Here is a 25,810-nt window from a genome sequence, read left to right on the forward strand (position 1 = left end):
CACCTAACGCAGTCGATGGCTGCTTTAGAGCGCTCAGGTGCATCGCCACCCTTGTCGGCCATGGCCGGGCGTAACTGACGATCGAGAGGAATCCCCATGGCTGCATCGCCTGCGACCGTAGGCAGTCGATCAAGCCGGGCCGTGCTGCTCACGGCGACCTGCTTAGGCCAATTCATGGTCCTGCTCGACAACACGATTGTTGGAGCGGCGCTGCCCGATATGCAGCACCGGCTGCACACCCAGTTGACCGGTCTGCAATGGATCGTCGACGCGTACGTACTGCTGGTCGCCATGCTGCTGCTGTCCGGCGGTGTCTTCGCCGACCGGTTCGGCCGCAAGCGGGTGTACCTGACCGGCGTGGCGGTGTTCACCGCCGCGTCGGTGCTGTGCAGCCTCGCGCCCTCGCTCGGCTGGCTGGTCGTCGGCCGGGTGCTGCAGGGCATCGGGGCCGCAGCGCTGAGCCCTGCCTCGCTCGCCCTGCTCGCCGCCGCCTATCCCGTACCGCAAGAACGGATCAAGGCGATCGGGCTGTGGGCCGGATTCAGCGGAATCGGTCTGGCCGCAGGCCCCGTGGCCGGCGGCGTGCTGACAGATGCCTTCGGCTGGCCCGCCATCTTCCTGGTCAATCTGCCCATCGGCGTGGTCCTTCTGCTGCTCGGTCTGCGCAGCCTTGAAGAGGCCCGCAATCCGAGCGCCCCCGCGATCGACATCCCGGGGACGGTGCTGTCCGTGATGGGGGTGGGGGCGCTGACCTACGGACTGATCGAGGGGGGTGCCCGCGGATGGACGTCGCCGGTGATCCTGGGAAGCTTCGCCGCCGCGGTGATCCTCCTCGCCGCCTTCGTCGCCGTCGAAGCGCGTCGTTCCGCTCCGATGCTGCCGCTGAGGCTGTTCCGGCAGCGTCTGTTCACCGTGTCCAACACCGCCATGGTCGTGGTGGGGTTCGCGCTCATGGGCTCGTCGTTCTTCTTCTCCCAGTTCTTCGTGTACGTCCAGGGCAGCTCGATCCTGCGCGCCGGCCTGCAGACCCTGCCGATGTCCCTCGGCATGGTGATCGTCAGCCCGTACGCGGGCCGGCTCGCCGCCCGGTACGGCTTCACAATCGTGGTTACCATCGGCCTGGCCCTGGCCGGCCTGGGACTGCTGGCGCTCGGAATGGTGCACGCCGACACCGGCTACGGGGACGTGTGGTGGCGGCTGGGAGTCGTCGGCATCGGCTTCGCCCTGACGATGTCCCCACTGACGGGAGCCGCAATCCAAGCAGTCGGCCCGCAGGAAGGCGGCCTCGCGTCAGGCGTCAGCAGCACCACCCGGCAGATCGGCGCGGTGCTCGGCGTGGCGGTACTCGGAGCCATCGTCCGCACCCGGCAATCCGGCGGCGCCTCCTTCGAGACCGGCCTCAACAGCGCCTTCCTCGCTGCCGGCGTCGTCACTTTGGCCACCGCCGTGTTCACCGGCCTGTGGCTGGCGAGGTCCGAGCCCGCGGAAGGCTCCGTGGCGCCGCAACGTTCCACCGATCCAGATGAGGTCACCATCTTGAATGAGGCATCCGCGAGCAGCCCGAACTAGACCAAGATCATCCCATTGCCCGTTTCTGCCGTATCCGGGACACATCCCCACTGGAGAGGAACCGCCCTCACGATGCCGCCCATTCCCGCTGACCCCACCGTGCTCCACCCGATGCCCGAGCACCCGCGCGTGGTTCTGCTCAAGCAGCTGGTGAAGTCGCCGCTGATCGAGGTCGGTGACTTCACCTACTACGACGATCCGGACGACCCGACCGCGTTCGAGACGCGCAACGTCCTGTACCACTACGGTCCCGAGCGGCTTGTCATCGGCAAGTACTGCGCGCTGGGGACGGGCACCCGGTTCATCATGAACGGCGCCAACCACCGCATGGACGGCCCTTCCACCTTCCCGTTCCCCACCATGGGGGGCTCGTGGGCCGAGCACTTCGACCTGATCACCGACCTGCCCGGCCGGGGCGACACGGTCGTCGGCAACGACGTGTGGTTCGGCCACGGCGCCACGGTCATGCCCGGCGTACGCATCGGGCACGGCGCGATCATCGCCGCCGGCGCCGTGGTCACCGGCGACGTCCCCGACTACGGCATCGTCGGCGGCAACCCTGCCCGGCTCATCCGCACCCGCTACGACGCTGCGGACATCACCCGGCTCCTCGCCGTGGCTTGGTGGGACTGGCCCGTGCAGCACATCACCCGGCATGTACGGACGATCATGTCGGGGACCGTCACCGAGCTGGAGGAGGCCGCCGTGCAGATCGACCAGCCCTGACACCGCGTCCTCGCCACACGCGCCCGCACCCGTCCCGCGTCGGAAACGAGTGATCGCCCATGTCCCGTCGCCGCGCCCATATGGGCACCCACTCCGCACCGGCGGACTCGATCCGGTCGGCCACGAACGGATCGTTGGCGTAGGTGACCCGGTGCCCGCAGGCCGCCAGCTCACGGATGAGCGCGAGGCCGGGGGGTCTCCTCCGGTTACAGCTACCCAAGCTCCTGCGTGCTTGAGCGGTACGGAAGCTGACTGAACGGATGGTGGCCCCCGCCCCCTGGAGAGGGTCACCACCAGGGCCTATCGCACTTCATGGCCCGGTGCATATCGGTCACAGAGACCTGGCACATGTCCCATAACGCATCACGCTGTCTACTCGGCATGGGCATTACATGGGCGTCGCGAGCGCGTTGCCCCCGTCCGGCACCCGGATGCCGAAGCCGCCTGATGGCCTGCGGCGTGGGAGCCCTGCCGGCCCATCGGAGTGACGGTGATCACGGACGCCCGCGGGGGAGCGCTGCGTAGGCTTGTGGGGTCCCGGTGGTGGGGCCGGGAGGGCGCGCGATGCCCTTCTGCCATCACCTGATGGTGCGTCAGGATAGTCGGCAAGTGGTCAGCATGGGTCCTGAAAAACCTGGGGAAGCTGACCGGGCCTGCGACTCGTTGTACTGTGGGCGCACCGCCCTTGACCTGCAAAAACGCAGGCAGGGAGCCTACTTGTGGGAGTCCCCCGATGATGCGTACAATGTTCAAGTCCAAGATCCACCGAGCCACCGTGACCCAGGCCGACCTGCACTATGTCGGCTCAGTGACGGTCGACGCCGACCTGATGGACGCCGCGGATCTGCTGCCCGGCGAGCTCGTGCACATCGTGGACATCGACAACGGCGCCCGACTGGAGACGTACGTCATCGAGGGGGAGCGCGGCTCCGGGGTCATCGGGATCAACGGCGCAGCGGCCCACCTCGTGCACCCCGGTGACCTGGTCATTCTCATCAGCTACGCCCAGGTCGACGACGCCGAGGCGCGTGCTCTCGTGCCGAGTGTCGTGCACGTCGACGCGGGGAACCGCATCGTTGCCCTGGGAGCCGACGCATCCGCCCCCGTGCCGGGTACGCGCACCGAGCGCAGCCCGCAGGCCGTTCCCGCTCGGAGCTGATCCGCCCGCGCCCACCGTACGAGGGAGCACCCGCCATGGCAGAGAACACCGCAGTGGAGATCCGGGACGACCGCGAGAACGGCAAACTGGTGGCGTACGAGGACGGCTCGGCCGTGGGGGCCGTCGCGTATTTCGTGATGCACCCCGAGCCCGGTGCGCTCGTCGCCGTGCACACCGTCGTCGAGCCGGAACACGAGGGCAAGGGCATCGCCGGTGCCCTCGCGCGGGAGTTCTACGCCATGGCGGGCCGCGAGGGGGTTCCCGTCGTTCCTCTCTGCCCGTACATCGTCACGTGGGCCCGGCGTCATCCCGAGCAGGCGTGTCAGGCCCCGGACGAGCTGGTTCGGGGAGCCGAGCGGCAGCTCGGGTCGCATCCCGAGCTGTTCTGAGGGCGGGCGGGCGGCTTCCGTGGACAGGAGTCGCGGTGTGTACGTATGGACTCGGCAGGCGAGGGCAGCCGCACGGGGAGACGGTGGATATGAGATCCACTCGTCCGGATCCACTCGTCGTGTTCGTCGCAGTTGGAGGACCGAGATGACGCACCCGAATCCCGCCCCCGTACCGCCCGCGCCGACGCCCCCGCCCGTGCCGGGGCCGCCGACACCCGTGCCCTCCCCGCCGCCCGTACCGCCGGGCCCTGTGCCTCCCGGCCCCGCGCCCGACCCGATTCCGCAGCCGCCGAACCCGAACCCCGATCCGGTACCCGAGCCGGAGCCCTCGCCCCAGCCGGCGGGGTGAGCCGGAGCTCCTACGGCTTCGTGCGGAGTTCCCTCAGCGCATCGGCGTGGCGCAGCCCGCTCTCCGCCGCCACCGAGTCCAGTGACTGCGCCTCGCGCACCGGGGCGAAGCGCAGACCGCCGGCTTCCCCCGCGAAGCCGTACACCGCCGGCCGGGGCAGGCTGTTGTAGGCCCACGGGGTGGAGAAGTAGTACGCCCCCGTGTCGTACAGGGTCACGAAGTCGCCCTCCCGCAGTTCGGGGAGTTCACGGGCGTGGGCCACGATGTCCCCGGCGAAGCAGCACGGCCCCGCGATGTCCTGGACCACCGGCGGCCCGCTCCGGGGGCGGCCCTCCCCGTCGAAGGCACCGACCCGGAGTGGCCAGGCGTCGGGCATGAAGACCGTGCGGGTGGCGATCTGCGCCCCCGCGTGGGTGAGCGCGATGCGGCGGCCGCCGGCGTCCTTCGTGTACTCGACGCGTGCCCCGATGAAGCCGTTCTTGGCGAGCAGGGACCTGCCGAATTCGGTGACCAGGTCATAGCGCCCGTCGAAGATGCCCGGAGCCGCGGCACGGAGTGCCGCCACGTAGTCCGTGAAGGCGGGGCGGACCTCGTCGTCGGTGAAGTTGACCGGCAGCCCGCCCCCGATGTCGATCCCTGTGATCCGGCGCGTGCCCAGCACCTCGTTGATCTCCTCGGCGAGCCGGTACGTCTCGGCGATGCCCGCGGCGATGAGCTCCAGCGAGCAGCCCTGCGAGCCGACGTGGGCGTGCAGCCTGGTCAGCCAGGGACGCTCGGCGAAGGTCTGCACGACCTGCTCCCGTGCGCCGGGGTCACGCAGCGCCACGCCGAATTTCGACGTGGCCGTCGCCGTGCTCATGGCTCCGATGGAACCGCCCCCCACCTGCGGGTTCACCCGAAGCCCGAGGACGGACGCCGAGCCCGGTGAGCGGAGCTCCTCGATACGGCGGATCTCACCGAAACTGTCCGCGTTCACGGCGACACCGAGCGCCAGCGCCAGTCTCAGCTCGTCGCGGGTCTTGGCGGGCGAGTCCAGGACGATGTGTGCCGGGGCGAAACCGGCCTCGACCGCGAGCCTCAGTTCGCCCGGGCCCGCCACCTCGCAGCCCATGCCGCAGTCGGCGAGCAGCCGCAGCACCGGGATCAGTGAGGCGGCCTTCGCGGCGAAGGTGTGCAGCACCCGTACGCCCTGCTCGGCGGCGAAGGCGTCCCGCAGCGCGTCGACGGAGTCGCGTATCCCGTCGGCGTCGAGGAAGCCCGCGAGGGGGCGCTGCTCTCCGAGCAGACCCTTCGCCACCGCGAGGCGGAGCACCTCGGCGAATCTCGCGGAACGCGGTGCGCGGAGGGAGCCCTCGGTTGCCGCGGGAGCCGACGGTGGCGTACGGCGGGTGTCGTTGATGGGAGCCTCGCAGGTCGGCGTTTTCAGGCGATGAGCGGCACGACGGCCTCGGGCGTCAGCATCCGGAAGGTGAACGCCTGGTGGAAGTAGAGCCGGATGCTGGAGGCGTCGTGGTCCAGGTATCCGATGGACAGGTCCTGGCCCAGGCACAGCTCGAAGTCGCCGCCGCGGGTGGACAGCAGTACCCCGCCGGTGACGGCGGGCGCCCACAGGATGGGTTCGTCGAGTTGCCGCGCCAGGTGGGTGGCCACCGGATAGCCGTGGTCGGAGGTCTCGGTGGCCTCGGTGAACGCGTCGGCGCCGAGCAGCAGCCGGTACGGCCCGTCGACGCCCGCGAGCCGCAGCCGGGTCAGGGCCTGGCTCACCGCGGTCGGATAGTCCCTCGCGTCGGCGGGCAGCGGCAGCGGGGGGTGCGAGGAGCCGTCCCGCAGACCCGTGATTCCGGCCGCCGCGTACCCGTCGATGACGGCCATGTCCTCGGCGAACGCGCAGGTGCGGGCCGCGTCCTTGACCGGCTGCCAGTCGCTGTCCTCCGAGCCGCGTTCCACGTCGTCGACGGCTGCTCTGGTCACGGTGAACGGCACCCGCCACTCGATGACCGGTGTCGCCGTGCGGGCGCGGGCGATCACATCGGGTGTGGGCGGGTCGATGTCCCGCAGGTGCCCGTCGCCGATCGCCGACAGTCCCGGTCCCTGCGGGTCGCTGACGTCCACGACCCGGCGGCCGGCCACATGACGGCTGAAGGTGCGTCTGGCCTCTTCCTCGATCTGCTCCCAGGCGGCGTCGGTGACGGGGGCGAGCTCACGGTGCAGGTTGTTCATCGCGGTGCGCTTTCTTGCAGGCTGCCGATACGCAGCGAACCGTCGCGGACCACCGCCGGGGCCGGGGAGCGCTGCTCCGGGGACTGCGGCTCGGGGACGGCCGTGGTCCCGGCGCCGGAGGGCGGCGGCGGAGGAGCGTCGAGGAAGCCGGCGCTGGGGGCGTGGAAGAGCGAGCCGGTGACCGCCGTCGAGAAGTCGAGAATGCGGTCATGGGTGCCGGGCGGGCTGCCCAGGAACATGTTGCGGAGCATCTGCTCGGTGACCCCGGGGTCGGCCGCGTACCCGATGAAGTACGTTCCGAACTCGCCCTGTTCGAAGCTGCCGAAGGGCATGTTGGCGCGCAGGATGTCGCGTTCGGTGCCGTCGTCCTCGGTGATGGTGTTCAGGGCGACATGCGAATCCGCGGGCTTGACGTCGTCGGCGAGCTCTATGTCGGTGAACTTCGTGCGGCCGATGATCCGTTCCTGCTGCTCTGTGCTCAGCCCGTTCCAGCCGGCCAGGTCGTGCAGGTACTTCTGCACGACGACGTAGCTGCCGCCCTCGAACGCGGGGTCCTCCGGGCCGACCATGGCTGTGGCCCTCGCGTCGTCGCCCACCGGGTTCTCCGTACCGTCGACGAAACCGAGCAGATCCCGGTGGTCGAAGTAACGGAAGCCGTGGACCTCGTCCACGACCTTCACCGCACCGCCGAGGCGCCCGAGGAGCTGAGAGGCCCACTCGAAGCAGACGTCCATCTGTTCGGCGCGGACGTGGAACAGCAGATCGCCCGGTGTGGCCGGCGCACGGTGGACGGGGCCCCGCAACTCCTGGAAGGGGTGGAGGTGGGCCGGCCTGGGGCCGGCGAAGAGCCGGTCCCAGGCGTCCGATCCGAAGCCCGTCACACACGCGAGTCCGGCGCTCGGCACCCGGAAGCCGATCGATCGCGCGAACGCCGCGAGATCGGGCAGCACGTCACGTACGGCGGATTCTCCGCCCGGCTCGATGGTCGCGACCAGAACCACTGCGGCACTGGTCAGCGGCGCCACGACGGGCTGGACAACAACGGGTTCCGGTACGGCGTCGGACATGCGCGCACTCCGTGGAAGATGGACGGGGCTCCCTGCCACTTATCCACACCACGCTCCAGGCCGCACGCCGGACCGGCCCGGCCGGGCGACGGGCGGCCTCCTCAGCCGGCCGTGGTCTCCGACCTGTCGCCGCCCCAGAGCGTGTGGAACGAACCCTCGCGGTCGGTACGCCGGTAGGTGTGCGCCCCGAAGAAGTCCCGCTGACCCTGGGTGAGCGCCGCGGGCAGCCGCTCGGCCCGCAGCCCGTCGTAGTACGAGAGCGCCGCGGCGAAGCCGGGAGTCGGCACGCCCTGCCGTGCCCCCTCGGCGATCACCGCGCGCCAGTCGTCCTGGGCCGCGCCGATCTCCTGGGCGAACTGCTTGTCGGAGAGAAGACTCGGAAGGTCGGGGCGGCTGTCGTACGCCGACCGGATCCGGTCCAGGAACGCCGCGCGGATGATGCACCCGGCCCGCCAGATCGCCGCCACCCCTCCCAGGTCGATGTCCCAGCCGTACTCCTCGCCGCCGGCCCTGATCTGGTGGAATCCCTGGGTGTACGACACGATCTTGGACGCGTACAGCGCCTGCTCGACGCGGTCGGCGAACGCCGCGGCCTCGGCCTCCGGCAGTGCGGTAGGTGTCGGGCCCGGCAGGCCGCGGGCGGCTTCGCGCAGGTCGGCGGGCCCGGACAGGGAGCGCGCGAAGACGGCTTCCGCGATGCCGGACACGGGGACTCCCAGGTCGAGCGCGATCTGCACCGTCCAGCGGCCGGTTCCCTTCTGCTCCGCCTGGTCCTGCACGACGTCGACGAAGGGCTTGCCGGTGGCAGCGTCCGTGTGGGCGAGCACCTCGGCCGTGATCTCGATCAGATAGGAGTCGAGGCGGCCGGTGTTCCAGGAGCGGAATGTCTCCGCGATCCGCGCGGGGGAGTAGCCGGCGACGGACCGCAGAAGGTGGTACGCCTCCGCGATCAGCTGCATGTCCGCGTACTCGATGCCGTTGTGCACCATCTTCACGAGTGCTGGCAAGTGATGCTAGCACTGAGTCTGCTACCTGCGTTTTCCCAGCTCATAGACGGTTTGCCGCCTTGGTGATCTTGGCGCCTCTTGGCGGTTCGGGGCGGTCTTCAGCGGGGGTCGTGCTGACCTCTTGCTGAGTTCGCTGACGGGACGTCAGGGAAGGGTGTCGTGGGCGCCCCCTCTATTGTTGGGCGCGGGGTGCGGGACTCGAGCCGTTCGGTTCTGACTGGCCAGCTAAGGCCTCTGGTGCCCCCGCAGTGCCGGCCTGCCTGGTTCTCCGGAGCCACGCCTGCGATCGGGATGGGACGGCAGCGACCGAGTTCCGCCAGCGAAGACTGAGGCTGCCTGGGTCGAGCAGTCAGGCGCCGCAGCCCGTGTCAGTGGCCCTCGCGCCGCCGGGCCGTCCTCGGCAATGAGCCCCGGCTTCGCGTGCAGACACACATCGGGCTGGGCGAGTTCCGGGGACGCGAGGAACGACAGGATCGAGCGGAGGTGCTGCTGCGCGACGGCGCTGCCGATCGCGCCAATCGATGCACCCACCGCGTAGGACGGCCTGCCGCTCAGCGGGGCTTGCCCCTTGGGCCGACCCGCCTAGTCGAGCGCGTTATTGAGTACGCCGGGGATCGACCGGTTGTACTCGGGAGTGACGATGAGGATGCCGTCCGCCTTGCTGACGGCATCCCGGTACTCGGTCGCGGCGTCGGGTGCCTCGTAGTTCTGGCTGTAGAACGGCAGCTCCGCGAGCTTTTCCAGGGCGAGTGCTAGACGGCGGTTGATCGAGACGGACGAGAGGCTGCCGACGCTGTAGCTGGTGCTCATGTGCTGTGCCCTTACGCGTTGATGATCTCCACGCCCCAGTGGCCCCGCCAGCCGGCGTCGTGCATGGCGGCGATAAAGGCGGCAGTGTCCAGGGCACCGTCACCGGGCATCCGGCGCCGGTCGATGGTGTCCTCCCACAACGTGCCGAGACCTGCTCGTCGGCGTCGTCGAGTTCCACGACGAAGACGTGCTCCATGGGCAGAGCGTCGACCATGCCCTGGTAGGAGCTACCGGCACGGGCGACGTGCCAGGCGTCCGCAACCAGGCCCGCGTGCGGGTTGCTGATCTCGCGCATGCGTATTCACAGGCCGCCGAGAGGGCAGTGCACTTGCTGGCCACGGAAGAAGTGGCCCGCCGCTGGGGGGACGAGTCCGTCCTCGCCGGGATGTCGGTGGGCGCTCTGGCCGGTCACCTCGCACGCAGCATCCTGCAGGTCGAGTGGTTTCTCAACGGACCGGTGGGCGTCGCGGAGCCGGTTACGCCGGTGCGGTACTACGCACGCCTCGTCGGCACGTCAGTGCCTGACTCAGCATTGGACGCCGGGGTACGTGCCCGAAGCGAGGAAACTGCTGCTGCCGGCCCCACCGCAGTGGCTGAAAAGACCCGTGCGGCATGGGAGCGGCTGGCGCAACGGCTCGAAAGTGAGCCTGGCGACCGGCGGGTGGCAATTCTTCACCGGCCGGGCGAGGAGATGCTCCTCGACGGCTACCTGCAGACCCGCTGTGTTGAACTCACGGTGCACCTCGAGGACCTCGCCCTGAGCGTGGGCACCCAGTGCCCGGCACCCGACGCCGTCCTTGCCATCGCAGTGGACGTGCTCGTCGCAGCCGCTCGTGACCGGCACGGCGACCAGGCCGTACTGCACGCGCTCACCCGCCGCGAGCGGGACACAGGCCAAGCCCTGCGCGTGCTGTAAACCCCAACACACGCCCACCGACCGGAACTTAGTCCCGGAGTCGAATCGGCACCATCAGGCCTGTGACTGCCGCACGAGAGGGGTAGTCCAGGGGTGGGTCGAGGCGGCAGCAGCCCGCTTCGCCGTCCATCTCAATCAATGCCGCGGCATCCAGATTCGCCGCTGCGTCTCCTCCAACTGCTGGTCCACGCCCATTCAGCTCTGAACCGCCGCACACAGACAGATCGTGCCGCGCCCACCGGATCACACCCCGGTGGACACGGCACGTCAGTGCGTGCGCACGAGAAAGCGCACGGTGCTTCCTCAGTCAGTCATGTTGCCCATCTTCCAGACGGTCATGGACTTGATGACGCTGCCGTCCCCGAACAGTCGCAGGCCGAGGGAGTCCTGCCGGAAGGGGTAGGCGCGGGTGGTGATGGACTTGTGTGAGTTCGCATATGCCTCGATCATCGAGCGGTCGAGGAACACGTCGAGTGTCAGGGTGCCGCCTGAGAGCGTGAGCGGCCCTTTGTGGATGCCGAAGTTGGGCTCGGCGCTGGAGTTGTTCCCGGATCGTGTTCGGTCGACGCCCATCTGTCCTGCGGGGGCGTCGTAGAACAGGCGGGTTCGTTCTTCGTCTCCGGGGCTGCGGAGTACGTCGAGGCCGAAGGTGTCGGCGGTGCCTCGTTCCATGGTCAGCTTGATGTGGAGCATGTTGCCCTTGACGGCGGCCAGGCGTGTGTTGGCGTCGTTGACGGAAGTCGGCGCGGTGATGTTCAGGAGCGGTTCGCCGGTGTGGAGGCGGGAGACCTCCTCCACGGGGCGGAAGCCGAGGTCTCCGTCGGGCCGCATGCTCAGTTCAATGGGGAGACCGGCGTTGTGCGCCCAGCCGGCGTCGTAGTGGGCGCGTTCGGTGCGCCGGTCCTGGGCGATGCTGAAGACGAGGGAGCGTCCCTTGTCGTCGACGGTTCCGCTGGGGCCGGTGAAGTGGTCGCCATAGTCCATCAACTTGGGCTCGGTCGTGTCGGGGGTCCACCGGCGGGCCCCGGCGTCCCAGGTGCCGACCCAGTAGTAGACGAACTTGCTGCTGTACTCGCCAGGGCCGGCGGGGAAGGCCGGGTTGATTAGCAGCGCCCGGCGCTGCCGGCCCTGTGCGTCCTTGCCGATGGGCAGGAAGGTGGGAAGTTCCCAGACCTGGCCGGTCTTGGGGTGGGCCGCCACGTCGCCAACCATCAGAGGTCCTGAGTAGGTCCAGTCGGTGAGGTTCTTGGAGGTGTAGAGGAGGGCGGTGCCGCCGATGTCGGTGCCCGAGGTGTTCTGGACCCCCGAGCCCATCAGCTGGAACCAGGTGTCTCCCTCCTTCCAGACAAATGGGTCACGGAAGTCGCCGTATCGGACCTTGCGTCCGGCGCCGACGTTGAGGTCGGCGGTCTGGCTGGTGACCAGGGTGGGGTGCATCTTCCACTCGACCAGGTCGGGGTCGCTGGGGTCGACGGGGCGGGCGAGACCGGTTGCCTGGTTGGGGCGCTGGGCGTCGTTCCCGGCCGTGAACAGCAGGACGGGCACGCCGTTCTCGTCGAGGGTCGAGTCGCCGGACCAGACGCCGTCGGGTGCCACGCTGTCGGCGGTGGGAACGAGAGCGTCGGGCAGATCCTTCCAGTGGACCAGGTCCTCGCTGACCGCGTGACCCCAGCCGATGTTGTGCCAGTAGGGGCCGTGCGAGTTGTGCTGGTAGAAGAGGTGGTACTTTCCGTTGACCTGGATGGGGGCGTGGGGCTCGTTCATCCAGTGATTGGGGGCGGTGAAGTGGTAGCCGGGACGGTAGCGGTCGCCGTCGTAGCGTGAGCGGTCCATGGCCATGCGGGCTTGGGGAATGGTGCCGCCGCCGAACGTTTGCAGGTCCTTGTTGTGGCTCGCCGTGACGGCTGCGGGGGTGAGCGGGTCGGTGTGGACCTTCACTTCGTCGATCAGGCCGTTGAACATGTTCACAGCGAAGGTGCCGTTGATGATCGCGGGCTGGTTGTGGCGTCCGATGATCAGAGGGACGTCGGCCTTGGCCAGCCGTGCGGTGGTGGGGACGGTGGTCTGGGCGACCTGCTCGCCGTTCAGGTACAGCCTGATGGCGCCTTCACCCGGGGCGAAGACCGCTGCGAGGTGGGCCCACTTACCGGCGTCCAGGGCTGCAGACTTGGGTACCTTCGTCTCGTACCAGGTGTCTCCGGTGCCGACGCCGAACTCCCACACCCCGTGTCGTCCGACGCCGAGGGAGAAGCCTCGCTTTGCGCCCTTGTCCTGCTGGTTGACGATGGCGGAGGGCTTGCCCTCGTCGCCCCATTCGAACGCGCGCGGGGCGACCCACCCTTCGACGGTCATGCCGTCGGTGGGGATTTGCGTCTGGGACGCGGCGCGTGTGACCCAGGTGGAGTAGCCGTCGAACAGGAGGGCGCCGGAGAGGACGCCTTCCTCTTCGCGCTCGGTGCGCCACAGCGGTGCGCTGTCCGGCTTGTCCACCGCGTCGTTGAAGACGTAACTGATGGGGTCAGCGGCCTGGCTGATCCGCTCGGTGGTTGTGGTGCCCTGGCCTTCGGCGAAGTCCCAGTAGGCGGCCAGACCTTCCTGGGAGGGCACAGGTGCTTTGTCGATGCCGACGCGGACGTCGTCGAGGTTGATGTGGCCCCAGCCTCCGGTGGCCTGGTCGACCGCGGTGATCCGCAGTTGCTTGCCGAGGTGGGCCCGGGCGTCCCAGGTGACGCGGCGGTACGCCTCGTCGTCGGTGCCGGTGGCCTTGTGGAGTACGGTGCCGTCCAGGGTGGTCAGTGCGACGTACAGCTGGGCTTCGTGGCGGCCGCCGGAGACCAGGGCGCTGACCATCCCGGTGCCGTTCACGGTGAACGGCTCGGACGTGATGGTTCCGGTGGCGGCGTCGCCGCCGCCGGCGAATCCCCACAGGTGGTGGGTGCCTGCCTGGTTGAAGCAGCACCCCCACCCCCATCCCGGATCGTCGGTGACCGCTCCGTTGAAGGCGGATCCGGTGGTGGTCCAGCCGCTGAGGTTGCCGGTCTCGAAGCCGGGGTTGGACAGGCTGGTCTCACTCGCGCTGGCGGTCTTCGCCATCAGGGGCGATGTCAGGCCGAGGCATATCGTGAGCGCGAGCAGCAGACGCAGCAGAGTGCGCCGGGTTCCTGGTGCGTGTTTCGCTGGGGAGCGCGTTCGCATGCGAACCTCCGTGTGGGGATGGGGTGAGCGGGTGGAGCGGGACGTTGCCATCGGGCGCCGGTGCGGTTTCAGGGGCAACGCGTATGGGGGTGCGGCTTCTCAGGGGCGCTGGACGGGGACGTTGACGTCGTCGACGTTGATGTGGCCCCAGCCGCCGGATGCGCGGTCGACGATCTCGATGTAGATGCGGTCGCCGATGTGGGCGGCGAGGTCGAAGACGACCCGGCGGTACTGCTCGGCGCCGCGTCCGGTGGCCTTGGCCAGGATCTTGCCGTCGCCGGCGCGGACGACGGCCGCGTAGAGCTGGTCGGGGTTGCCGCCGCCGGAGACGAGCAGGTCGATCACTCCGTCTCCGCCGAGTACCACGGTGGTGGAGCGCAGTACGCCGGTGGCGTCGTCTCCGCCCGCGTCCGGGTTGAAGCCCCACAGGTGGTGACCGGTCGGGTCGTCGTCGGTCTCGGCCTGGTAGAAGGGCCCGCCCCAGCCCCAGTCGGGGCGTGTGGTCACGTTGGCGTCGCTGAAGGTCGTGCCCGAGACGACGGTCCATCCGGTGAGGTCGCCTGTGGCGAAGTCGTGGTTGGGCAGAGCGTCGACGTCCGTCGGACGAGGCGGGTCGTATGAGGCGGGCGCGACAGACCTGTCGTAGGCGCCGTTCATGCGCCAGACGTCCAGGGACACCAGGTGGGCGGATCCGCCCTCACTGGTCAGACGCAGACCGGTGGCGTCTTTACGGGTGGGGTAGACGCGGCTCGTGAGGCTGTTGCTGCCGTTGACGTACGCCTCGAGCATCGAGCGGTCGAGCAGGACCCTCAACCTCAGCTTTCCGTCGTCGAGTTCTACGCTTCCGCCGTGGAGGCCCTTGCGTACGTCCGGGTCGAGGCTGGAGCGACTGCGGTCGATCTGGAAGCGCTTCTCGGCCGTGTCGTAGGACAGCAGGGTTTCTTCGGTGCCGTCGGCGCAGGCGCGGACCGCCAGAGTGATCGTCTGCGCGCCGCGCGGTTCGATGACGGCGCTGATGTCCAGCAGGTCACCGGAGACGTCGGTCAGCCGCCGGTTGGCGTCCTTCACCGAGAGATGCCGGATGTGGGCGAGCTTCTTGCCGCGGAGCCTGTCCGCCTCGTCGATCGGTTCGACCCCGAGAATTCCGTCCGGGCGCAGCGACAGGCTGACGGGCATGCCGGCGTTGTGCGCCCAGCCGGACTGGGCGTGCTGCTGTTCGGTGCGGCGGTCCTGGGTGATGCTGAAGATCACGGATCGGCCGTCGGGGGTGACGAAGCCGGACGGGCCGGTGAAGTGCTCCCCGAAGTCGAACTCGCGGGGCTTTTCGTGGTCGGGAACAAAGCGGTGACGACGCTTGTCGAAAGTGCCGATCCAGTAGTAGGTGTGCTTGACGGCGTCCGGGTTGAACCCTTCCCACCACGGACAGATCAGCAGGATGTGCTTTCCGGTGCGCTTGCCCTGAGGGCCGGGGAGCGGGAGGAGTACCGGCAGCTCCCACACCTCTCCGGGCTCGGGAGTCGTGGCGAGGTCGTTCCAGTGCAGCGGGCCCTTGTATGTCCACGGTCCTTCGGGGCGGCGGGCGGTGTAGAGGAGAGCGGTTCCGCCGTGCTTACGGGTGACCTGCATGCCCTCGTAGTCGACGATGCCGCTGCCGACCAGCTGGTACCAGGTGCCGTCCTCCTCCCAGACGAACGGGTCGCGGAAGTTCTCCGCCCATGCGGTTCCGGGGCCGGCAGGCAGGTCTGCCGGGGCTTCGGTGACCGGTTCGGGCTTCATGGTCCAGGTGGGCAGGTCGGTGTCGCCGTCGCTCCGGTAGGTGGACGTGGCGAGCGCGGTGCGCTGTCGGTAGGGCAGTCGGTCGTCGCCGCCGGTGAAGAAGAGGACCGGTCCCCGGTCACCGTCGACGTAGGCCGAGCCTGACCAGCAGCCGTCGGGACCTACGGAGTCCGCTGCCGGGGCGAGGGCGATGGGGAGGTCGCGCCAGTGCACCATGTCGGTGCTGACGGCGTGCCCCCAGTGGATCTGGCCCCAGAACGGCCCGAGCGGATCGTGCTGGTAGAAGATGTGGTACTTGCCCTTGAAGTACACCGGCGCGTGCGGCTCGTTCATCCAGTGCCAGGGCGGAAGCATGTGGAACTGGGGGCGGTGCCGGTCACCATCGAAGCGGGACCGGTCGTGCGTCAGGTCCGGGCGGGGCGCACGGTGGCCGGGCAGCGCGGCGACTTTCGCGGCGTGTTCCTTACGTGCCGTCGCGTCGTCCAGGGTGCCCGGGCGGATGGCGAGGCTGTCCATCAGGCCCATGTACATGTTGGCGTGGAACTCGCCGTTGAGCAGCGTGGGGCGGTTGTGCCTCCCGATGAGGAGAGGCTCGCCGGAGGCCGGTACAGGGGCCCGGTCGGGGGTGGTGGCGGTTCCGATCGGCAGGCCGTCGCGGTAGAGGCGCAGTTGGTGGTCGGCCGGGTCGTAGGTGGCGGCGATGTGGGTCCATCTGTTCTTGGTGGCCGGCTGGTCCGGTGCTCCCTTGACTTCGACCAGGTCGGTGCCGAAGCCGAGCTGAAAGGCGATCTGGCCGAAGCGGCGCAGGCCGAGAAGGAATCCGATTCTGGCGTCGGGGTCGTGCTGGTTGACCAGGGCTTGGGGCTTGCCGTCGATGCCGTGCTCGTAGGCGTACGGGGCGATCCAGACGTCGATGGTCATGCCGCTGGTGATGTCGAGCTTGCCGGGGCCCTCGGCGGTGACGACGGTGGAGTAGCCGTCGAAGTACAGTGCCCGGCCGAGCACGCCTCGACGGCGTACGGGATCGCTGTCGGGCTTGTAGCGGGCGTCGTTGAAGACGTAGTCGACAGGGTTCGCGGAGCCGGAGACCACCTCGCGGGTCACCGCGCCGGCCTGCTCGTCGAAGTCCCAACGTGCGGTGGGGCTTTGAAGGGCTGCCCATCCATGGGCAGCGGCAGGGGTCGAGGCGAACGAGAGGGGCACGACGGCACCCCCGACGGCGGCGGACACGACCCTGAGGGCTGTTCTTCTCCTCATGCAAGCTCCTGGAGTGCGCGGCAGTCTGACGGTCTGCCAATTCGATTTAGGTGATGGGTCGGCATGGTTCGTGCGCCGTCGGCGCTAAAGCAAGAGCTAACGCACACGGATTCCGAAACCACGCCCCCTAAAACTGCCCGTAACGCCACATAAAGGCAGCGTTACGCAGGTGAGATGTCCGGGGTGTTGACAGCGCATGACGGTTGAAGCAACCTCGTCACACCTTGCTAATCCGATTTAGCCGAACGGGGCTGATCCTCTGATGTCCGAGCGTCGCGTGACCATGGCCGACGTTGCCCGCAAGGCGGGCGTCTCGCCGACGACCGCGTCGTTCGCCCTGTCCGGCCGGACCGACATGCGCATCTCGGACGCCTCCCGTGAACGTGTGCTGGAGGCGGCCCAGGAGCTGGGCTACCGCCCGAACGTCACCGCCCGCAGCCTGCGGACGAAGTCCACCCAGACGATCGGGTTCGTGTCGGATCAGATCACCACGACACCGTTCGCCGGTGATGTGATCCGCGGTGCCATGGAGGCCGCCCGGGAACGGGATCACCTGCTGTTCATCACCGAGGCGGGCGGCGACCGCGCCGCCGAGTCGTCGCTGGTCCACGCACTGCTGGACCGCCAGGTCGACGCGGTGATCTACGCGTCCATGTTCACCCGGTACGTGACGCCTCCCCGGGAGCTGTTCGGACGCCGGGTGGTTTTGCTGAACTGCCTGGCCCCCGGATTCGACGCGCCTTCGGTCGTCCCGGACGAGCTCGAGGCCGGGCGGGACGCGGCCCGGGCCCTGCTCGCAGCCGGCCACACCGAGGGCATCTGGGCGATCGGCGGGCATCAGGCCGTTCCGGCCACCCCGGAAGGGATCATCGCCGGCAACGAGCGTATGCGCGGCCTGGAAGAAGTCCTACGGGAGGGCGGGGCGCGCCTGGACGGTGTCATCGAGTGCGACTGGGACACCCTTGACGGCTACCGTGAGGTGTCCGCCCTGCTGGCGGCGGGCCACAGGCCCCGCGCCCTGGTATGTCTGGCCGATCGGGTGTCCTTCGGCGCCTACCAAGCCCTCGGTGAGGCAGGCCTGTCGGTGCCCGGCGACGTGTCGGTCATCTCGTTCGACGACCAGGACATCGCGTCCGTCCTGCGTCCGGCGCTCACCACGCTAAGGCTGCCGCACTACCAACTCGGATACCTCGCGATGGAGTTGATCCTCCGCACGGGTCCGCTTGAAGAGGTAGTCCACCGCGTGCCCATGCCGCTTCAAAGCCGTGCCTCCCTCGCCGCTCCCACCAGCGGCTGACGCCGGCACCGAAGACAGCCGTCCCGCCGCCCACGCCGATGATTCCGGGGCGGGCGACGGGACGGCCACCAAGAACAGCGACCGTCGCAACCGGTCGCCGAGGGCGGGTCCTGCAAGACCCGCCTCAGTGAGATGGAGGAACCTCATGCTGTTCAGAACAAGACGCCTCGCTGCTGCGAGTGTAGCCGTCACAGCGGCGACCACGCTGGTCGCCGGATGCACCTCCGGGGGCGGCAGCACGTCCGGTGCCAGCGGCGACACGCTGACCCTGTGGACGCACAATGCCGGCAACTCGGTGGAACTCGACATCGTCAAGAAGATCATCAAGGACTTCAACGGCTCTCAGGACAAGTACAAGGTCAAGCTGCAGGCGTTCCCGCAGAGCGACTACAACAACTCGGTCGTAGCGGCAGCCTCGGCCCGCAAGCTGCCCTGCCTGCTCGACGTGGACGGCCCGAACGTGGCGAACTGGGCATGGGGCGGCTACCTGTCCCCGATCGACGTCTCCGGCAGCGGAGTGCCCTTGTCCGACCAGTTGGCCAGCACCGTCGGAGACTACAAGGACCAGCTCTACGCGTTCGGCTTCTACGACGTCTCGCTGGCCTTCTTCGCCCGCAAGTCCGTCCTGAACGAGCACGACATCCGTGTCCCCACCATGGACAAGCCGTGGACGAAGGACGAGTTCGACGCGGCACTCGCCAAGCTGAAGAAGAGCGGAAAATTCGAGTACCCGCTGGAGATGGGCACCGGCGGCACCGGCGAGTGGTGGTCCTACGGCTACTCCCCGCAGCTCCAGAGCTTCGGCGGAGACCTGATCGACCGCGACGACTACAAGGACGCGTCGGGCACCCTCGACGGCAAGAACGCCGTGGAGTGGGCCACCTGGTTCCAGTCGCTGGTGGCCAAGGACTACATAGCGAAGAAGTCCGGAGCCGACCCCAACAAGGACTTCCTGGCCGGCAAGAGCGCCATCCAGTGGGACGGCAGCTGGAACGCGGCCAAGAACGCCGAGAAATTCGGCGACGACCTGGCGATCATCCCCCCGGTCGACTTCGGCAACGGGCCCAAGATCGGCGGATCCTCCTGGCAGTGGGCGATGAGCTCCACGTGCGCCAACAAGGACGGTGCGCAGGAGTGGCTGAAGTTCTCCCGCCAGACCAAGTACTTCACCGACTACGCCAAGGCCACCAGCACCATCCCGGCCACCGACGCCGCCGCGCAGCAGATCGCTGACTACCAGCCGGGTGGCAAGTTCGACGTGCTCGTCCAGTTCGCGCGTGAGTACGCGACGGTTCGCCCAGCCACCCCGGCCTATCCCTACATCTCCACCGAGTTCGAGAAGGCGGCCAAGGACATCCTGGCCGGCGCCGACCCGAAGACCGCCCTCGGCCAGGCTGCGAAGGACATCGACAGCAACCTGAAGACGAACAACTACTACTCCAACTGACCCGTCCGGTCCGGTTCGGGCGCGACCCGCCGTTCGAACCGGACCGATCCTCTGGAGATACCGTGCCCACCACGATCGCAGCCCGGGAGCGGCTGCGTCCGGTCCGGCGAACCCGAACGACCAACGCCCGTCGCCGTGAGAGCTTCACCGCCTTCGGCATGGCCACCCCGGCCGTCGCGCTACTGATCGTCTTCCTCGTCATACCGGTCGCTCTGGCCTTCACCTTGGCGTTCACCGACGCGAGGCTCGTCTCGCCCACCCCAGCCCGCTTCGTGGGCCTGAGGAACTTCATCCTGCTCTTCCAGGACCCGACCTTCTACAAGTCCCTGCGGAACACGGCCTACTTCGCTGCCGTCGTCGTCCCGCTCCAGGCCGGACTCGCTCTGGTGCTGGCCCTGCTGGTCAACGCCAAGGTACGAGGCGTCAACTTCTTCCGGACCGTGTACTTTCTGCCGGTCGTCACCTCGATGGTCGTGGTGTCCCTCCTGTGGACCTTCCTCTACAGGGAGGACGGCCTGGTCAACCACGTCATCTCCACGCTCTCCCTCGGCCATGTCGAGGGACCGGACTGGCTGGGCGACCCGGCCACCGCGATGCCCGCCATCATCCTGATGTCGGTGTGGCAGGGCGTCGGCTTCCACATGATCATCTGGCTGGCCGGGCTGCAGACCATCCCCGCCGAGCTGTACGAGGCCGCGGATCTCGACGGAGCTACCCGCTGGGACCGCTTTCGCCACGTCACCTGGCCGGGCCTGCGTGCCACCCGCACGTTCGTGCTTGTCACCATCACGATCGCGGCGCTCAGCCTCTTCACCCAGATCAGGGTGATGACGCAGGGCGGCCCTCTCGACTCCACCACCACCGTTGTCTACCAGGCGGTGCACACCGGCTACGACCAGCAGCAGACCGCCTACGCGGCTGCCGTCTCGCTGATCTTCTTCGTGCTGGTACTGAGCGTCTCCCTCGTCCAGCGTTTCCTGACCCGGGAGAAGGACTGACATGACTTCCTTCCTCAAGCACCTCGGCGGTCATACCGGCCGCATCGTCCTGGCCCTGGTCTTCGCGCTCCCGCTCGTCTTCATGCTCGTCTCGTCGTTCAAGCCGGACGACCAGATCTTCGGTGACCTGGACTCCCCGCGCGCCTTCCTGCCGATCGGCGCCCTGTCGCTGGACAACTACACCGCTGTGTTCGAACGTGTCCCGGCTGCACGGTTCCTGCTGAACTCCGTGCTGATCTCCTCGATCACCGTGGTGCTCGGCATCGTCGTCAACAGCATGGCCGCGTTCGCCCTGTCGCGGATGCGGTGGCCCGGCCGCAAGCTCGTCCTTACCGCGGTCATCGCCACCCTCATCGTGCCGTTCGAGACCTTCGCACTGCCACTGGTGTGGTGGGTCAACCAGCTTCCGATGCTGAGCGTCAACGGCTTCCACCTGGAGTGGAGTACCGGCTGGATGGACACCTACCAGGTGCAGATCCTGCCGTTCGTCGCCAACGCCTTCTCGGTCTTTTTCTTCCACCAGTACTTCCAGAGCATCCCCAAGGAACTGGACGAGGCAGCCATCGTGGACGGGGCCGGCTGGTTCACCATCTACCGCCGCATCGTCATGCCGCTGTCCGGGCCGGCCGTCGCCACCGTGGCGATCCTGACCTTCCTCCCGGCCTGGAACTCCTACCTGTGGCCGCTGATGGTCGTGCAGACCGAGGAACTGCGGCCGGTGATGGTGGGCATCTCCTACTTCTTCCAGCTGAACGTGGGATGGGGCCAGATCATGGCGTACTCCTCCATGATCACCGTGCCCATCCTGGCCCTCTTCGTGGCCTTCCAGCGCTCCTTCGTTAACAGCATCGCCTCCAGCGGCGTCAAGGGCTGACCCGGCGAAGCGGCCCCGCCGTTCGTTGCTCGTCGCCCTCGTGACTCCCCTGTGCACCACGCACTCTGAGAAAGGCCCCGTGTGTCCACGTCGCCTGCCGACCCCCACCTCCCGGCCGTCCATCTGCGGCCGTCCCGCAACTGGATCAACGACCCCAACGGCCTGGTCTTCCACGACGGCCACTACCACGTATTCTTCCAGTACAACCCGTACGGCCCGCAGCACTCGAACGTGCACTGGGGTCACTTCCGCAGCCCCGACCTGATCAACTGGGAGCCCCTCCCCGTCGCTCTCACCCCTACCCCAGGCGGCTACGACGCCGACGGCTGCTACTCGGGCAACGCCGTCTCCGCCGACGGCCGCATGGTGGCCTTCTACTCCGCGCACCGCAACGACCGCTGGTGGCAGCCGGTCACCACCGCCGAGTCTTATGACAACGGCCGCACATGGGCCAAACGATCAGAACTGCTGATCTCTGATCCACCCGCAGGCACAACCATGTTCCGGGACCCCTACGTCTGGCGGCAGGACGAGCGCTGGAGGATGCTCGTCGGCTCGGCCCTCGACGACGGCCGCGCTGCGGCGCTGCTGTACGAGTCCGACGACCTGGAGATCTGGACGTACTGCGGTCTGTTCCACACCAGCGACAACGTACCCGGCACCGGCCCGATCGGCTGGGAGTGCCCCCAGTATGCGACCTTCGGCGACCGGAGCGTCCTGATCGTCAGCGACTGGACCCCGCAGAGCGGCCCCAGCCATACAACCGTCCACACCGGCCTCGAACAAAACGGCCGCTTCCTGGCAGCCGCATCACCCGCACCCCTGGATCACGGCCCCGACATCTACGCCCCGGCCCTGCTGAAGGCCTCCGGGGAAAACCGATGGCTGCTGTGGGGCTGGGCGTGGGAGGCCCGCGACGACAGCTGGGCGCACGAAGCCGGCTGGGCAGGCGTCCTCACGCTTCCCCGCGAGATGACCCTCACCGCCGACGGGACGGTCGCCCAGCGCCCTGCTCGCGAACTGCTGGACCTGCGCGGCCAGCGTGTACTGCACAGCACCGGGCACGTCACGCAGTCCGAACCGGCCGAACTCGGTCCGGTCAGCCGCACCTTCGACCTCACCGCCGCCCTGATCCCCGGCACCACAGGGACGAGCGGGCTGCGCCTGGTCACCTCGGCGGACGGGTCCGAGTACCTCGACATCAGCCTCGACCCCGCGACGGGGCAACTCGTCGTCGACCGCGGCCATGCCTCACTGGACGCGCGAGCACGAGGAGGTTCGTACACCGCCCCGTGTCCGGCGGCTACCCGCCCGGGCACACCCGTCGAACTGCGCGTGATCGTGGACCGCTCGATAGCGGAGGTCTACCTCGCGGACGGGCAAGTTCTCACCTTGAGGTTCTATCCGCTCGCCGACGGGCCGTGGCGGTTGCAGGCCCGTACAACAGGCACCGGACGCAGCGACTTCGCCGTCGAAGCATGGGACCTGGCTCCGATCGGTATCCGTCGGGAATCGGTTCTGGCGGACCCTAGGCAGGAACCTGCGCTCACACGGCCCTGACGAGCCGGGTGGGCAGGTCTTGTTCCATAGCCCGTCCTACCTGAAGGACAGGTTTCGCCTACACGCATGCATGCCACGCAGTCTGCACCGCATGCCGTCGTTTACGTCCCTCGCAGCACGTCGCGTCCATCCACGCCTCGGCTGCGTCCAATGCGCGGGGGCGACACCCTGCGCCCTCCCTGAGAGGCAGACAGCAACCATGGCCCGATCCGGGTCCCCCGGCAGCATCACCGTTCTCGGCGAGTGCGTCGCCGATATCTTCCAAAACCCCGCTCAGTCCGGCCCCGACGGACTGTCACTGCGGGCCATGCCGGGTGGCGGCCCCGCCAACACCGCCGTCGCACTCGCCCGGCTCGGCACCCCCACCCGCTTCCTCGGACGTTTCTCCAACGACGTCTTCGGCACCCTCTTCCGTACCCGCCTGCACGCCTCCGGCGTCGACCTGACCGGCAGCGTGACCGCGTGCGAGCCCAGCACGCTCGCCGTTGCCGACCTCGATGCGGCCGGTCAGGCCGCCTACACGTTCTACGCCGACGGCGCCGCCGACTGGCAGTGGACCGACCGCGAACTCGCCGAAGCCTCGAAGAGCGACGCAGTCTGCCTGCACACCGGATCCCTTGCGCTAATACGTCATCCCGGCGGCAGCCGAATCGAGGACTATCTCGCCCAGGCACGCGAGCACGCCACCGTGTCCATCGACCCCAATGTCCGCCCCCTGCTCGTACCGCCCTCCGCCTACCGCGACCGGCTGACCCGCTGGTGCGCCGTCGCCGACATCCTCCGTCTCAGCGAGGACGATTGCGCCCTCCTCGCCCCCGGCGCCAGCCTCGAGGAGGCTTGCGACACCTGGCATGCCGCCGGCACGCACCTCGTCGTCATCACTCTCGGCGGACGCGGGGCCCTCGTATCACTGGACGGTTTGCGCGTCACCGTCCCTGCCCCGCCTGTCGTGGTCGTTGACACCGTCGGCGCCGGCGACGCCTTCACCGCGGGTCTCCTCCACCGCCTTGAGGCCCTCGGACACCTCGGCAGCCGACTCGACGAAATTGCCCTCGAAGATGTCACCGACGCCTGCACATTTGCCGCCCACGTCGCCGCCCTGACATGCTCGGTCCCCGGTGCGAATCCGCCCTGGGCAGACGAATCGGCGCTGCGGATCAGCACCGAATGATGTCTGCCACGCCATGTGGGCTGGCAGGCTCCCAGCCACGGTGGAGGGCCTTCATACGAAGCGACCGCAGCGCCAGCTACGTGTTCGCAGCAGCTAGCGCTGCCGGTACCGCCGAGCAACCCGATAGTCCATTCGAAGAAGTTCGGGAACCAGCGGAGACCAACCTGCCTGAGCGCGACTTGGTAACTCCTATGGCCGCGCCTTGCGGATGATGCCCTCCAACTCCCGCTCCAGCTCCGAGCCGAGTTCCCCGCGGTGCGGAGAGCAGCAGCGACTCCTGCCAGGTGTTGAAACCGAGGAGGGGCCATCCCTGCGGGTGCAGGGAACCGGATAAAGATCAAGTTAGGTGTCGCAGGAGGCCACGTTAGTACATGGAATTTCCAATAACTGGATATTCCATGTATTGTGGGTGCATGGATGACGCACGGTTGAACGAAGAACTCATCGACTGCCTCTTTGCGATCCGCACCCAGGTCCATAGCGAGCTGAAGGGGCTGGCCCGCGAAGCGGGGCTCACTGACACCCAGACCGACGTGCTGTGGAGGCTGAGTCGCGGGGACGAGATGACCGCGCGCCGCCTGTCCGATCTCCTGCAGTGCGATGCCTCGACCGCCACATCGATGATCGACCGGCTTGAGAAGCGCGGGCTGGTCCGCCGAGTGCCCCACCCCACCGACCGCCGCGCGAAAGTCATCCAGCTCACCCCAGAGGGATGCGCACTGCGCGACCGCGTAATCGCGCACACCACCCGGCACTCGCCCTTCGCCCGCCTCGACCGCGAGAGCAGGCTGCGTCTGCATGCGCTGCTCCGCGAAGTGAACGACGGCGCCCGGCCGGCAGGCGACCCCACCCCCGGCAAGAACAATTGCGACAAGGAACAACAGCAATGAGCAGCGCGACCACAGTCATTACTGGCGGTGCGTCCGGCCTGGGACTGGTGACGGCACGTCACCTAGTCGAAGCCGGGCAGAGCATCATCCTCGTCGGCCGGGACGCGGCCCGCATCCAGGCCGCCGCCGACCGCCTGCGCACCCTCGCCCCCGCCGGGGACGACGCGCCTGCGCTACGGACGTACACGGCCGATTTGGGGCAGCATTCAGAGGTCCGCGACCTCGCGCTGAAGCTGGCGGCCGATGCCGTCTCGGTGGACGTGCTCATCAACAACGCGGGCGCGGCCTTTCCCCGATATGAACAGACCGTTGACGGTGTCGAACGCACCTACGCGATCAACCACCATGCTCCCTTCCTGCTCACCCACGCTCTACTCGCGGAGGGCGCTCTCGCCCCGAAGGCGCGGGTCATCAACCTGTCCACCTTCGTAGAGAAGCGCGGCAGGTTCGACGCCACGAACCCCGATATTGCGGGGACGTCGTGGAACAGCCGCTTCTACAACCAGATCAATGTCTACGCGACCAGCAAACTCCTCAGCCTCCTGGCCGCCCGCGAGCTTGCCCGACGCCTGCCCGACGGCATGAGCATCTACAACGCCAATCCGGGCATGGTGAAGGGCACCTCGATCAACAGCAACGCCGGCGGTCTGATGCGGCTGACGGCCCCGCTCTTCCGCCCCTTCGCCATCACCCCCGACGAAGGCGTGCAAACCCCCGTCTGGCTCGCCACCACCTCGCCAGCCCCGAAGCCCAGCGGCGGCTTCTTCAGCCAGTCCCAGCCGGACACCCCTTCCCCCCTCGCCCAGGACGACGCCCTCGCCCGCATCGTCTACGACAAGACAGCCGCCCTCCTGGGCCTCGACCCCACGGCATAAGCACATAGGACACCGGAGCCCCGCTACGGCGACGGCCGAATGGTCACTCCCCCCTCGACGCCGACCGGCCGCACCTGATGCTGCCCGACGGGCAGTTGGCGAAGCCCATCGACGCTCCCACAGCCGAACTCCTCGCCGACCAGCGAGCCTCCAAGCGCCCTCGGCTCACCCGTGCGGGCTGGGGTGTCTGCTACCGAACGCCCACGACCCACGACGCGACGCGTTTTGACGGCGCTGCCGAAGGTCGTGGCTGCCCCA

At 68.3% G+C, this 25,810-nt stretch carries 20 protein-coding genes and 1 pseudogene; 13 read left to right on the top strand and 8 right to left on the bottom strand.

Annotated elements, in window-relative coordinates; genetic code table 11:
• Positions 1 to 96: 96 nt before the first annotated feature.
• The 4 genes from ACFWFI_RS05000 (at position 97) to ACFWFI_RS05015 (ending at position 3,843) form a co-directional block, all read left to right on the top strand.
• A complete protein-coding gene (locus tag ACFWFI_RS05000) occupies positions 97 to 1,569 on the top strand; it encodes an MFS transporter (protein ID WP_387385583.1) in 1,473 nt (490 codons plus the stop codon).
• 72 nt (positions 1,570 to 1,641) lie between these two features.
• Positions 1,642 to 2,295 carry a CatB-related O-acetyltransferase gene (locus ACFWFI_RS05005; RefSeq protein WP_387385585.1) on the top strand — a complete coding sequence of 218 codons (654 nt, stop codon included), beginning with the start codon at positions 1,642 to 1,644 and terminating at the stop codon, positions 2,293 to 2,295.
• Between the two features lie 733 nt (positions 2,296 to 3,028).
• On the top strand, positions 3,029 to 3,454 hold the full coding sequence (gene panD, locus ACFWFI_RS05010) for an aspartate 1-decarboxylase (protein ID WP_387385587.1): 426 nt from the start codon (positions 3,029 to 3,031) through the stop codon (positions 3,452 to 3,454).
• Positions 3,455 to 3,489: 35 nt separating this feature from the next.
• Positions 3,490 to 3,843, top strand: coding sequence for a GNAT family N-acetyltransferase (locus ACFWFI_RS05015; RefSeq protein WP_387385589.1), 354 nt, complete (start codon positions 3,490 to 3,492; stop codon positions 3,841 to 3,843).
• A gap of 359 nt (positions 3,844 to 4,202) precedes the next feature.
• Here the strand turns inward: ACFWFI_RS05015 and ACFWFI_RS05020 are convergent, their stop codons facing one another.
• The 6 genes and pseudogenes from ACFWFI_RS05020 to ACFWFI_RS05045 all read right to left on the bottom strand — a co-directional run bounded on the left by ACFWFI_RS05020 (position 4,203) and on the right by ACFWFI_RS05045 (position 9,436).
• Positions 4,203 to 5,489, bottom strand: coding sequence for a type III PLP-dependent enzyme domain-containing protein (locus ACFWFI_RS05020; RefSeq protein ID WP_387385667.1), 1,287 nt, complete (start codon positions 5,487 to 5,489; stop codon positions 4,203 to 4,205).
• 125 nt (positions 5,490 to 5,614) lie between these two features.
• Entirely contained in the window at positions 5,615 to 6,412 is a 798-nt protein-coding gene (locus ACFWFI_RS05025) for a family 1 encapsulin nanocompartment shell protein (RefSeq protein ID WP_387385592.1), read from the bottom strand.
• Positions 6,409 to 7,479 (bottom strand): Dyp-type peroxidase, encoded by a 1,071-nt coding sequence (locus ACFWFI_RS05030; RefSeq protein ID WP_387385594.1) that lies wholly within the window; start codon positions 7,477 to 7,479, stop codon positions 6,409 to 6,411. The genes ACFWFI_RS05025 and ACFWFI_RS05030 overlap by 4 nt, the downstream gene beginning before the upstream one ends.
• Before the next feature lie 101 nt (positions 7,480 to 7,580).
• A pseudogene (locus tag ACFWFI_RS05035) lies at positions 7,581 to 8,474 on the bottom strand (NADP-dependent phosphogluconate dehydrogenase); the annotation flags it as partial.
• Between the two features lie 594 nt (positions 8,475 to 9,068).
• The gene (locus tag ACFWFI_RS05040; RefSeq protein WP_387385597.1) at positions 9,069 to 9,296 is read right to left on the bottom strand and encodes an NADPH-dependent FMN reductase; all 228 of its coding nucleotides are present in this window, start codon (positions 9,294 to 9,296) and stop codon (positions 9,069 to 9,071) included.
• 11 nt (positions 9,297 to 9,307) lie between these two features.
• On the bottom strand, positions 9,308 to 9,436 hold the full coding sequence (locus ACFWFI_RS05045) for a hypothetical protein (RefSeq protein ID WP_387385599.1): 129 nt from the start codon (positions 9,434 to 9,436) through the stop codon (positions 9,308 to 9,310).
• Between the two features lie 47 nt (positions 9,437 to 9,483).
• On the opposite strand from ACFWFI_RS05045, the gene ACFWFI_RS05050 reads away from it, so the two are divergent.
• Positions 9,484 to 10,212 carry a maleylpyruvate isomerase N-terminal domain-containing protein gene (locus ACFWFI_RS05050; protein WP_387385602.1) on the top strand — a complete coding sequence of 243 codons (729 nt, stop codon included), beginning with the start codon at positions 9,484 to 9,486 and terminating at the stop codon, positions 10,210 to 10,212.
• 303 nt (positions 10,213 to 10,515) lie between these two features.
• Here the strand turns inward: ACFWFI_RS05050 and ACFWFI_RS05055 are convergent, their stop codons facing one another.
• The gene (locus ACFWFI_RS05055) at positions 10,516 to 13,407 is read right to left on the bottom strand and encodes a GH32 C-terminal domain-containing protein (protein ID WP_387385605.1); all 2,892 of its coding nucleotides are present in this window, start codon (positions 13,405 to 13,407) and stop codon (positions 10,516 to 10,518) included.
• Between the two features lie 99 nt (positions 13,408 to 13,506).
• Positions 13,507 to 16,440, bottom strand: a complete 2,934-nt coding sequence (locus ACFWFI_RS05060; protein WP_387385608.1) for a GH32 C-terminal domain-containing protein — start codon at positions 16,438 to 16,440, stop codon at positions 13,507 to 13,509.
• A 262-nt stretch (positions 16,441 to 16,702) separates the two neighbouring features.
• Here ACFWFI_RS05060 and ACFWFI_RS05065 point away from each other — a divergent pair, with 262 nt between their 5' ends.
• The 8 genes from ACFWFI_RS05065 to ACFWFI_RS05100 all read left to right on the top strand — a co-directional run bounded on the left by ACFWFI_RS05065 (position 16,703) and on the right by ACFWFI_RS05100 (position 25,552).
• On the top strand, positions 16,703 to 17,737 hold the full coding sequence (locus ACFWFI_RS05065; protein WP_387385610.1) for a LacI family DNA-binding transcriptional regulator: 1,035 nt from the start codon (positions 16,703 to 16,705) through the stop codon (positions 17,735 to 17,737).
• A 145-nt stretch (positions 17,738 to 17,882) separates the two neighbouring features.
• Positions 17,883 to 19,184, top strand: a complete 1,302-nt coding sequence (locus ACFWFI_RS05070; RefSeq protein ID WP_387385614.1) for a type 2 periplasmic-binding domain-containing protein — start codon at positions 17,883 to 17,885, stop codon at positions 19,182 to 19,184.
• A gap of 62 nt (positions 19,185 to 19,246) precedes the next feature.
• Positions 19,247 to 20,182 (top strand): carbohydrate ABC transporter permease, encoded by a 936-nt coding sequence (locus ACFWFI_RS05075; protein WP_387385615.1) that lies wholly within the window; start codon positions 19,247 to 19,249, stop codon positions 20,180 to 20,182.
• 1 nt (position 20,183) lies between these two features.
• Positions 20,184 to 21,056 carry a carbohydrate ABC transporter permease gene (locus ACFWFI_RS05080; RefSeq protein WP_387385617.1) on the top strand — a complete coding sequence of 291 codons (873 nt, stop codon included), beginning with the start codon at positions 20,184 to 20,186 and terminating at the stop codon, positions 21,054 to 21,056.
• Positions 21,057 to 21,137: 81 nt separating this feature from the next.
• A complete protein-coding gene (locus ACFWFI_RS05085) occupies positions 21,138 to 22,616 on the top strand; it encodes a glycoside hydrolase family 32 protein (RefSeq protein ID WP_387385619.1) in 1,479 nt (492 codons plus the stop codon).
• Between the two features lie 199 nt (positions 22,617 to 22,815).
• Complete coding sequence (locus tag ACFWFI_RS05090) at positions 22,816 to 23,787, top strand: carbohydrate kinase family protein (RefSeq protein ID WP_387385622.1); 972 nt, start codon at positions 22,816 to 22,818, stop codon at positions 23,785 to 23,787.
• 413 nt (positions 23,788 to 24,200) lie between these two features.
• Complete coding sequence (locus tag ACFWFI_RS05095) at positions 24,201 to 24,677, top strand: MarR family winged helix-turn-helix transcriptional regulator (RefSeq protein ID WP_387385625.1); 477 nt, start codon at positions 24,201 to 24,203, stop codon at positions 24,675 to 24,677.
• Entirely contained in the window at positions 24,674 to 25,552 is an 879-nt protein-coding gene (locus ACFWFI_RS05100; RefSeq protein ID WP_387385627.1) for an SDR family NAD(P)-dependent oxidoreductase, read from the top strand. The genes ACFWFI_RS05095 and ACFWFI_RS05100 overlap by 4 nt, the downstream gene beginning before the upstream one ends.
• Positions 25,553 to 25,810: the final 258 nt, after the last annotated feature.

The organism is Streptomyces sp. NPDC060209, assembly GCF_042728155.1.
Lineage (GTDB): Bacteria > Actinomycetota > Actinomycetes > Streptomycetales > Streptomycetaceae > Streptomyces.

Bases quoted from the DNA above. Each gene is read 5' to 3' on its own strand.
- ACFWFI_RS05000 (WP_387385583.1), top strand. From the start codon at position 97: ATGGCTGCATCGCCTGCGACCGTAGGCAGTCGATCAAGCCGGGCCGTG.
- ACFWFI_RS05005 (WP_387385585.1), top strand. From the start codon at position 1,642: ATGCCGCCCATTCCCGCTGACCCCACCGTGCTCCACCCGATGCCCGAG.
- panD (WP_387385587.1), top strand. From the start codon at position 3,029: ATGATGCGTACAATGTTCAAGTCCAAGATCCACCGAGCCACCGTGACC.
- ACFWFI_RS05015 (WP_387385589.1), top strand. From the start codon at position 3,490: ATGGCAGAGAACACCGCAGTGGAGATCCGGGACGACCGCGAGAACGGC.
- ACFWFI_RS05025 (WP_387385592.1), bottom strand. From the start codon at position 6,412: ATGAACAACCTGCACCGTGAGCTCGCCCCCGTCACCGACGCCGCCTGG.
- ACFWFI_RS05030 (WP_387385594.1), bottom strand. From the start codon at position 7,479: ATGTCCGACGCCGTACCGGAACCCGTTGTTGTCCAGCCCGTCGTGGCG.
- ACFWFI_RS05040 (WP_387385597.1), bottom strand. From the start codon at position 9,296: ATGAGCACCAGCTACAGCGTCGGCAGCCTCTCGTCCGTCTCGATCAAC.
- ACFWFI_RS05055 (WP_387385605.1), bottom strand. From the start codon at position 13,407: ATGCGAACGCGCTCCCCAGCGAAACACGCACCAGGAACCCGGCGCACT.
- ACFWFI_RS05060 (WP_387385608.1), bottom strand. From the start codon at position 16,440: ATGAGGAGAAGAACAGCCCTCAGGGTCGTGTCCGCCGCCGTCGGGGGT.
- ACFWFI_RS05065 (WP_387385610.1), top strand. From the start codon at position 16,703: ATGTCCGAGCGTCGCGTGACCATGGCCGACGTTGCCCGCAAGGCGGGC.
- ACFWFI_RS05070 (WP_387385614.1), top strand. From the start codon at position 17,883: ATGCTGTTCAGAACAAGACGCCTCGCTGCTGCGAGTGTAGCCGTCACA.
- ACFWFI_RS05080 (WP_387385617.1), top strand. From the start codon at position 20,184: ATGACTTCCTTCCTCAAGCACCTCGGCGGTCATACCGGCCGCATCGTC.
- ACFWFI_RS05090 (WP_387385622.1), top strand. From the start codon at position 22,816: ATGGCCCGATCCGGGTCCCCCGGCAGCATCACCGTTCTCGGCGAGTGC.
- ACFWFI_RS05095 (WP_387385625.1), top strand. From the start codon at position 24,201: ATGGATGACGCACGGTTGAACGAAGAACTCATCGACTGCCTCTTTGCG.
- ACFWFI_RS05100 (WP_387385627.1), top strand. From the start codon at position 24,674: ATGAGCAGCGCGACCACAGTCATTACTGGCGGTGCGTCCGGCCTGGGA.